A 9,564-nucleotide genomic window follows, 5' to 3' on the forward strand; every position below is an offset into this window, starting at 1 on the left:
ATATTAATCTGAATTTTAGTCTTATTAAAAATTAATTTTCAAGATACTCTTTAATGGCATCTCCAACTTTAAATCCTTCTTTTGTTGCTAAGTCAGATAGTTCATAGGCATGCAGAACATTTCCACAAGCAAATATTCCACCTTCTGATGTTTCAAAGTTTTCATTTACTAAAATAGTTTCGCTACTATTAGATATTCTTAATCCCATCTTTTTACCTAAAGCACTTTCTGGTATCCATGGAACTGATATTAAAAGTGAATCACATTTTATAAAACTTTCCTCTTCTCCACCTTTGCTTATAATTACTCCCTCTACTCTTTCAGTACCTAAAACTTCATTTACTGTATATCCAAGTTTAACAGGAATATCAAAGGCCTCAATTATATTTTCAACAATATATTGAGAAGAATTTAAATAATCCTTACTTTCAATTATTGCTTCTACTTTAGCCCCCTCTATAATAAGCCTTCTAGCTACAATCATATCACTATCATGTGAACCTATTATAACTATCTTTTTCCCTGGAAGATAACCATAAAGATTTATAAATCTGTGAGCAGTTCCTGAAGTATATATACCTGTAAATTTATTTAAAGGAACACTTACATTTCCCTTAAATTTTTCTCTACTTCCAGTAGATAAAACTATTGCCCTAGTTTTCATCTTTTTCATACCTTCATCTGGATTAACATAACTTATTTCTTTATCTTTACTTATCTCTAATACAGTAGTATTTAATTTAACATCTATACCTAGCTTATGAACTTTATCAACTAAGTACTCTACAAATTCACTTCCAGTAACAGCTTCTCCTAAAATTTCTTTTCCAAAGCCGCAATGTATGCAGTGATTTAAAACTCCACCTAAAACATCTTCTCTTTCAAGAAGCAGAACCTTTCCTATGCCATTTTCTTTTGATCTTATAGCTGCTGCCATTCCACTTATTCCGCCACCAACAACTACAACATCATACTCACATAAAATATTCTCCATACTCTAAAAATATTTTCTCCTCTCAAAAGTATTATAACTTTATTACCTTATTAGAAGTATTCATAGATTCAACTATAGTGTACATATTGCTTATTTCTCCTATAGCTAAATCATCCTTTATTCCATAAAAATCTAAGCAAGTTCCACAACTTAGTATCTTAACTCCACGCTTTTCTAAGTTTTGTAATGATTCTAAAACTTCTGATCCTTTAACAGTAAGCTTAACTCCACCATTTAAGAATATAAGTTCCTTAGGTATGATATCACTTTCTGATAAGGTATATAGGTATCCTTTCATAAGTATAGTACCTAAATCATCATTACCTTGACCTAATTTATCAGTACCTACTACTATTACAAAGTCATCTTCCTTCTTTTCTATTTTATTCTCACCATTTTTTTCTATTTTAATTATATAATTTCCCTCTTTTTCTGAAGCATCAAAGTTATATCCACATCCGTCTGCATACTTACAGATATTATTTTTTGCTACTTCATTATCAACTAATACTTCTGCAACCCCTTCTTCTATTGAATCAAAATATTTTTTTGTATTTATAACTGGCATTGGACAAGCCATACCTAAACAATCTATTTTTTTCATGACCTCACCTCTTAAAATAATCTATATTATAAAGATATCACATTTTTGTAAATTGAGAAAATCAAAGTTATTCTAAAAAAGTTCTTTTTAAACTTTTTTGTAATAATTCCTTCATACTATGAACATATTGTTTTATGATATAATATTAACAGCTTTGAATAATAAAAGAAGGGGTGTTTCAATGCAAGAAAAAGTTAAATTAAATAATGGGCTTTCTAAATTTAAGGAGTCTCTTAATAAAAATGCTTTAATAAGACTAGGTTTTTACATATTTACTCTTATAGCCATAGTTTTAAAAGGAGCACTTTTTTTAGGTTTCTCTTTAAACCAAAACCTTTACACACTTAATTTTGGTTTAGGATATAGACAAGCTTCTTATTTTATTAATTATTACATAGCATTTGCAGCAATATTTGTAAGTATATGTTTTTTATTTAAAAACAAAGGTAAATTTTTCTCATTAATAATTGTAGATTTATTTATAACCTTAATTACAGTAATGGATATTTGGTATTTTAGAGGATTCCAAACAGTTCCATCAGTAATGCTATTAAAACAAACTGCTAACTTAGATAATCTTGGAGATAGTATTTTTTCAATGGCTAGTCCATATGACTTACTATTCTTCGTAGACTTTATTATTTTAATAATAGCTTTTATAATTTTTAGAAAAAGCTTTAAAAACTGTAAGTCTAATTGGAAAGGTACTTTAATTGTTTTACTTGTATCAATTTGTTATATAGGCTATGTTCCTTTTAACGTTAATGTATTAAAAAGAGAAAATGTTAAAAATTCATACTTATTTAGTAACTATGATCCAACTAACACAGTAGAATACTTCTCACCAATTGGTTATCATATTTTTGATATATATAATGTTTATAAGAATTCTAAACCTTATAAAATGACAGCTGATGATGAAGCAAAAATAAAAGAATATTATGATTTCAAAAATGAGAATCTTCCTGATAATGAATTTAAGGGAATGTTCAAAGGAAAGAACTTAATAGTAATACAAGTTGAGTCCCTTGAAGACTTTGTTATAAATAAAAAAGTAGATGGACAAGAAATAACTCCAAACATAAATAAGTTATTAAATAATTCAATTTACTTACCTAATATATTTGAACAAGTTAATGAAGGTACAAGCTCTGATTCTGACTTAATGGTTAATACTTCTATGTTACCATTAAGACAAGGAAGTACTTTCTTTAGAAATCCAGCTACAACTTATAACTCATTACCTAATATCTTAGAAAAAGATGGCTATAGCACTATTGCTATCCATTCAGATAAAGGTTCTTTCTGGAACTATGCTCAAGGTTTAAATGGTATAGGTTTTGATAAATTTGTAGATTACTATTCATTTGATCGTGATGAAAATATAGGTCTTGGATTAAGTGACGGAAGCTACTTTAGACAAATTGAACCAATGATTAAAGAATTAAAACAACCATTCTATGCATTTACAGTTACTTTAACAAGCCACGGACCATTTGATTTACCAAAGGAATACCGTGAATTAAAACTTAGCCCTGAACTTGATGACAATGTTTTAGGAGGATATTTCCAAAGTATTCATTATACAGATGCTAAAATAGGAATGTTCATAGAATCACTAAAAAAAGATGGTCTTTTAGATAATACTGTTATTGCAATAGAAGGTGACCATGCTGGTCCTCATAAATACTATAACAGTAAGATAGAATCCTTATCTAATCCTGAATCTTGGTGGTTAGACAATGGAAATCATACAGTTCCATTAATTATCTATAATCCAAGCATTAAGACACCTGTAAAAGACGATGTTTACGGTGGTCAAATAGATATAATGCCAACTCTTTTATATCTATTAGGCGTAGATAATAATGTATATCAAAATACAGCTTTAGGTAGAAATCTATTAAACACTAAGAGATCTTACGCTGTTTTAACTGATAAAACAATTAAAGGTGAACTTACAGATAAAGAAAAAGAAATAGTAGGAAATGTATTAGATCTATCTGATAAAATGATTAGAGCAGATTATTTTAAAGATAAAATACCTAATGATAATTCTAAAAATAATTAAAAAAAAGAGAGCTGATTTTATATCAGCTCCTTTTTATTTTCTAGAGACCTAAAACTAAAAAACAGTAGATAGTTTTGTTTTTACACCAAACTATCTACTGTCCCATATTTATACTTTAATAATAAATTATTATATTCTATTCACTTATTTTCTTAGCACCATATACATTTTCAACAGTCTCATCCCAATACTTTACATAATCTCCTACAGCCCATTCAGCCATTACAATCTTTTCATCGTTATTTATATTTATTTCACCTAATCTTTCTCCAATTCGTCCATCAATAACTTTATATATTGATAACTTATCTTTAGCTAATGTTATGGCTATTTTCCCATTTGGTGCTGTAACAACATCTCTAACATCTCTTCCAAGAGATAAAACCTGACTCCATGGAACTGCCAAAGTATCATAATTCACTAATATAGGAACTGGATTTATATTTATATCAAAAGTTTTAGGGTAATCCATTGAACTTTTTTCGTTTAATATTCCTTCTAAATGCCAATTACCATTTTTCCTTTGAAGAGTTATATTTGAGTATTTATTTTTAGAATAATACTCTCTTCCATCAATATCATACTTTTGAATAGCATTCTTTTCACTTTTATTAAAATTCTCCTCTTGTTCTTTTCCAAATAAATTTACTATATCCATACTCTTATGAGTATCCATAGTATTAATAGGAATTATACTATACTCATTAAAAGTACCTCTAAAATCATCACTTCCAGAATAAGACTCTAATCCTATATAGTCATTTCCTACAAAGGTTATTTCTTCATATATTCCTTCAGTATTTTTCTCACCCTTTATTTCAGTCTTATCATTAGGATCTTTCTTTTTACTTGTAACCTTAAGTTTATTTTCAAATTTACCATTATCTAAAGTTGAACTTAAACTTATATTGGAGAATCCATTTATTCTTGGTAATAAAAGAGAATTATCTAAAACCATTATTGGCTGTAATTCATTATTAATTACAGAAATCCATAAAGTTTTATAAGAAGCTTCCTCAAAATCATCATCTTCTATATGTGCAGGTTCCTTAAGTCCAAGTAAAATTCCTACATCCTTCTGATAGTACTCTGGACTTATAGTATTTTCTCTTTTAGTATTCTTATCGCTATCTGATTTCTCTGATTCACTAATCTCTTCTTTTGTAACAACATTAGAAACTTTTTTTAGTTTAATAAGATTATCAGTTAATAATAAATATGCTTCTTCATCATTAATTGAAATAATACTTAAATATGTTTTATTACTATCATATATAGAATTCACATCTATATATTCACTTTTTATTGCATCCTTTATTTCATTTTTTATTGATATATTATCTATTTCTCTAAAGAATACCTCTCTCTCCATTCTCTTTAACTTAAACTTTGGATTAACTATGCTAATTCCATTTGCAACTACGCCATCCTTACTTATATTAACAATATCATCTTTCTCTAAGTGAAAAGCACCACTTACGCTACCTGAATTATTTTCATCACTATCATGTAACTTACTTACTACTTCCCATTCCCCTAATATCTTTATATTATCTGACTCTGGTGGAGTTATTTTAGATATATCAAAAGATTCTTTTTGAGAACATCCCATCATAAAAAAGCTAATAATAGTAAAGAAGACTAAAAAAATTTTCTTCATAAAACACCTCTTTTGATTAATTTAAATCATCCTCAACACTCCTGATTAATTTCTTAGGTAAATATATAACCACTTTCGTTCCCTTACCTAATTCACTATAAATCTCCAAAGTCCCTTCATGCAAAGCTATAATTTCATCACATATTGATAATCCTATTCCATTTTGTGACTTTGAATTTTTACCCTTGTAAAATTTCTCTTTTACTCTAGGCAACTCTTCTTTACTTATTCCACATCCAGTATCAATTATGTTTATATAGATTCCTTCATCAGCATATACAAACTCTATTGTTATCTTTTCATTTTCATGAGTGAATTTAAAAGCATTATCTATTATATTTATAAATACTTGCTTTAATCGGTCCTTATCTCCTACAATTATAAAGTCCTCTGTAATCCCTTTTAGTATAAGTTCTTTATGTTCTCTTTCTGCCCTAGGATTCATATATAACCTTAAGTACTCTATAAATTCTTTTAGGTTTATTTCTTCATATTTCAATTTTATTTTTCCGCTAACAAACTTTGAAAAGTCTAATAGCTCCTCTACCATATTACTTAATCTATCAGCTTCTTTTTCAATTATGTCAAAGCCCATCTTTAAGGTTTCTCTATCTGTAAAATCATTATTTAAAGTTATTGCCCAACCTTTTATTGATGTTAATGGTGTTCTAAGTTCATGAGAAACTGAAGAAATAAATTCATTTTTTAATATTTCCCTATTTTCAATTTCCTCTGCCATTATATTAAGACTATCAGCTAACTTTTCAATTTCATCATTAGTAACAATCTTATTTCTTACTTTTAAATTTCCCTTAGCCATTTGTTCAGAAACTTTTATTAATTCTGTAATTGGATTTACTATACTATTAGCTAAGAAGTAACTTAAGATTATACCAATAGCTAAAACTGTTAATCCTATTACTAAAAATACTAAAAAGAAATTTAATATAAAATTATCCACATTTCTAAGTGAACTTATATATCTAATAACTCCTACAATTTCATTTGAAGAATTTCTAAGTGGTGCTGAAATGGCCATTACTTTACCAGTATAATCAGGCACTGTTCCAACCCACTTTGCTGTATCTCCTTCTAAGGCTCTTTTTACATCTACAGGAGTATTATACTCTTTAGGCTCTAACCCTATAGAATCCATTATTAACTGCCCTTTTAAGTTATAAATTTGAACTTGAGCATCTGTTTGCTTCCAAAATATATCTACATCTTCATAAACATTTTCTTCTAGACTAACATTTGATAAATATCTTTTATAAAAATCTACAGATATATTAATTTGACTTAATAATATTTCCTCTGTATTTTGATAATAATATCTAGAAATAAAAATCAAAAACATGGCTGAAACTATAATAATAGTTGATAATAAAAGAACTAAAAAGTTTTTCATTAGCCTAGTCTTTATACTCTTCATAAAATATGCACCTATCTTTCACCTATATATACTAAAAACTTAAAATATAAGTTTTAATTATTCACTCTATACCTTATATCTCTTTATAAAATTTCTATGAATACTGTAATATATAGATTTATCCTTTCCATCTAAATCCTATTCTAATCATAATGTTTTAGGATTTTCACAAAAACAGATTTATCTCTTCCACCTATATCCTGTTCCCCATACAGTTTCTATGTATTTAGGTTTTGAAGAGTTTTCTTCTATTTTAGATCTTAATCTCCTTATATTAACATCAACTATCTTTGGATCTCCAAAAAAGTCTATTCCCCATACTAAATTCAACAATTCATCTCTAGTAAAGGCCTTTCCTGGGTTTTGCATGAATATTTTCATTAGTAAAAACTCTTTAGGTGTTACATCTATTTCTACATTTTCTTTATATAAACTTTGAGAATATAAATCTAATTTAAAATTATCTACTTCTATGCAATCACTATTATTTTCTTCATTTATTCCTTCTAACCTTCTTATTAATGCTTTTACTCTTAAAGTTATCTCTAGTGGATTAAATGGTTTTAAAACATAATCATCTGCTCCAAACTGAAGCCCCATGATTTTATCCATATCTTCACCTTTAGCAGTTAACATTATTATTCCCATTCTAGGAAAGCTTTCTCTTAACTTTTGACATACTTCAAACCCATTCATGCCAGGTAACATAACATCAAGTATTGCTATATCTGGCTTTTCTATTAAAGCCTTTCTTACTCCTTCCTCTCCACTTTCACATTCTATAACTTGAAAGTTTTCTCTTTGAAAATTTATTCTTAAAAAGCCTCTTATACTTTCTTCATCTTCTACTAATAAAATCTTCATCTCTATTCTTCAACTCCTTATATATACTTTTTAAATTTAAATATATTAAATTCTTTAATTACATAAATTATGTAATAATATTGCGTTGTTCCTTTTTAATTATACCAATACAACTAAAGTTTTTTGTTAATAAAAAAAGATATTATTTTATCCTTTCTTAATTATATACAATATCACACTTTCTTTAATTACAAATAGCTTACACTAAAAATACTAAATTAAATAAAATTTTCTTTAAATACAAAAAAAGCTATAAATTAATATAACTATTAATTCATAACTTAAATAATCTATTTTAAATTAAATTTTTGCAAAAAAAAATGGCTCCTCGGAGAGGACTCGAACCTCCAACCTATCGGTTAACAGCCGAGTGCTCCACCATTGAGCTACCGAGGAACATTTTATTGAAAGATTTTATTCTTTCAAAATTGCACATAATTAATACTATATTTGGTCAAGCCCTCGATCTATTAGTATCGGTCAGCTGAACATGTTACCATGCTTACACCCCCGACCTATCAACCTTGTGTTCTTCAAGGGATCTTACTAGCTTACGCTATGGGAAATCTCATCTTGAGGTTGGCTTCACGCTTAGATGCTTTCAGCGTTTATCCATTCCCGACTTAGCTACCCAGCTGTGCTCCTGGCGGAACAACTGGTACACCAGAGGTCAGTCCATCCCGGTCCTCTCGTACTAAGGACAGCTCCTCTCAAATTTCCTACGCCCGCGACGGATAGGGACCGAACTGTCTCACGACGTTCTGAACCCAGCTCGCGTGCCGCTTTAATGGGCGAACAGCCCAACCCTTGGGACCTACTTCAGCCCCAGGATGCGACGAGCCGACATCGAGGTGCCAAACCTCCCCGTCGATGTGGACTCTTGGGGGAGATCAGCCTGTTATCCCCGAGGTAGCTTTTATCCGTTGAGCGATGGCCCTCCCACGAGGTACCACCGGATCACTAAGCCCGACTTTCGTCCCTGCTCCACTTGTGGGTGTCGCAGTCAGGCTCCCTTCTGCCTTTGCACTCTTCGAACGATTTCCGACCGTTCTGAGGGAACCTTTGGGCGCCTCCGTTACTTTTTAGGAGGCGACCGCCCCAGTCAAACTGCCCACCTAACAATGTCCTGTGACCAGATTCATGGCCGCCAGTTAGAATTTCAGTACTGTCAGGGTGGTATCCCAAGGTTGACTCCACCAAGGCTGACGCCCTGGTTTCCTAGTCTCCCACCTATCCTGTACAGACAATACCAAAACTCAATGCTAAGCTACAGTAAAGCTCTACGGGGTCTTTCCGTCCAATCGCGGGTAGCGAGCATCTTCACTCGCACTACAACTTCGCCGGATTTACAGTTGAGACAGTGCCCAAGTCATTACGCCATTCGTGCGGGTCAGAACTTACCTGACAAGGAATTTCGCTACCTTAGGACCGTTATAGTTACGGCCGCCGTTTACTGGGGCTTAAGTTCACACCTTCGCTTGCGCTAAGTGTTCCCCTTAACCTTCCAGCACCGGGCAGGCGTCAGCCCCTATACATCAGCTTACGCTTTAGCAGAGACCTGTGTTTTTGCTAAACAGTTGCTTGGGCCTATTCTCTGCGGCCTACTCTCGTAGGCACCCCTTCTCGCGAACTTACGGGGTCAATTTGCCGAGTTCCTTAACTGTAATTCTTCCGCCGGCCTTAGGATTCTCTCCTCACCTACCTGTGTCGGTTTGCGGTACGGGCACTACTTCTCTCTCTAGACGCTTTTCTTGGCAGCGTGGAATCATGTACTTCAGTTCCGTGGAACCTTCCCCATCACGCCTCAGCATTATGAGAGCGGATTTGCCTACTCTCACTGCCTAAACGCTTAGACTAGCATCCAATAGCTAGCACACACTATCCTCCTGCGTCACGCCATCGATAATAACGATGGTAGTGGTACTGGAATATCAACCAG

At 31.3% G+C, this 9,564-nt stretch carries 6 protein-coding genes, 1 tRNA gene and 1 rRNA gene (1 of these 8 cut by a window edge); 1 reads left to right on the forward strand and 7 read right to left on the reverse strand.

The window, feature by feature from the left end; genetic code table 11:
• Positions 1-31: 31 nt before the first annotated feature.
• Together CPF_RS12190 and yedF are read right to left on the reverse strand one after the other, a co-directional pair.
• Positions 32-994, reverse strand: coding sequence for an NAD(P)/FAD-dependent oxidoreductase (locus tag CPF_RS12190; RefSeq protein WP_003457394.1), 963 nt, complete (start codon positions 992-994; stop codon positions 32-34).
• Between the two features lie 31 nt (positions 995-1,025).
• Positions 1,026-1,598 carry a sulfurtransferase-like selenium metabolism protein YedF gene (gene yedF, locus CPF_RS12195; protein ID WP_003468263.1) on the reverse strand — a complete coding sequence of 191 codons (573 nt, stop codon included), beginning with the start codon at positions 1,596-1,598 and terminating at the stop codon, positions 1,026-1,028.
• A 181-nt stretch (positions 1,599-1,779) separates the two neighbouring features.
• Here yedF and CPF_RS12200 point away from each other — a divergent pair, with 181 nt between their 5' ends.
• On the forward strand, positions 1,780-3,669 hold the full coding sequence (locus CPF_RS12200; RefSeq protein ID WP_011591082.1) for an LTA synthase family protein: 1,890 nt from the start codon (positions 1,780-1,782) through the stop codon (positions 3,667-3,669).
• Between the two features lie 136 nt (positions 3,670-3,805).
• Here CPF_RS12200 and CPF_RS12205 read toward each other — a convergent pair whose 3' ends face one another.
• The 5 genes from CPF_RS12205 to CPF_RS12225 all read right to left on the reverse strand — a co-directional run.
• Positions 3,806-5,329 carry a hypothetical protein gene (locus CPF_RS12205; RefSeq protein WP_011591083.1) on the reverse strand — a complete coding sequence of 508 codons (1,524 nt, stop codon included), beginning with the start codon at positions 5,327-5,329 and terminating at the stop codon, positions 3,806-3,808.
• 16 nt (positions 5,330-5,345) lie between these two features.
• Complete coding sequence (locus CPF_RS12210; RefSeq protein ID WP_003452521.1) at positions 5,346-6,761, reverse strand: sensor histidine kinase; 1,416 nt, start codon at positions 6,759-6,761, stop codon at positions 5,346-5,348.
• 180 nt (positions 6,762-6,941) lie between these two features.
• Positions 6,942-7,625: a response regulator transcription factor gene (locus tag CPF_RS12215; protein WP_003452499.1), complete on the reverse strand. Its 684-nt coding sequence runs from the start codon at positions 7,623-7,625 to the stop codon at positions 6,942-6,944.
• Positions 7,626-7,946: 321 nt separating this feature from the next.
• Positions 7,947-8,021: transfer RNA gene (locus CPF_RS12220), tRNA-Asn, on the reverse strand.
• Positions 8,022-8,075: 54 nt separating this feature from the next.
• Positions 8,076-9,564: ribosomal RNA gene (locus CPF_RS12225) — 23S ribosomal RNA — on the reverse strand (it continues 1,416 nt past the right edge of the window).

The sequence above is a fragment of the Clostridium perfringens ATCC 13124 genome, assembly GCF_000013285.1.
Classification (GTDB): Bacteria; Bacillota; Clostridia; order Clostridiales; family Clostridiaceae; genus Sarcina; species Sarcina perfringens.

Excerpts from the sequence above, each read along its gene's own strand:
- CPF_RS12190 (WP_003457394.1), bottom strand. The coding sequence starts at position 994 with ATGGAGAATATTTTATGTGAGTATGATGTTGTAGTTGTTGGTGGCGGA.
- yedF (WP_003468263.1), bottom strand. The coding sequence starts at position 1,598 with ATGAAAAAAATAGATTGTTTAGGTATGGCTTGTCCAATGCCAGTTATA.
- CPF_RS12200 (WP_011591082.1), top strand. The coding sequence starts at position 1,780 with ATGCAAGAAAAAGTTAAATTAAATAATGGGCTTTCTAAATTTAAGGAG.
- CPF_RS12205 (WP_011591083.1), bottom strand. The coding sequence starts at position 5,329 with ATGAAGAAAATTTTTTTAGTCTTCTTTACTATTATTAGCTTTTTTATG.
- CPF_RS12210 (WP_003452521.1), bottom strand. The coding sequence starts at position 6,761 with ATGAAGAGTATAAAGACTAGGCTAATGAAAAACTTTTTAGTTCTTTTA.
- CPF_RS12215 (WP_003452499.1), bottom strand. The coding sequence starts at position 7,625 with ATGAAGATTTTATTAGTAGAAGATGAAGAAAGTATAAGAGGCTTTTTA.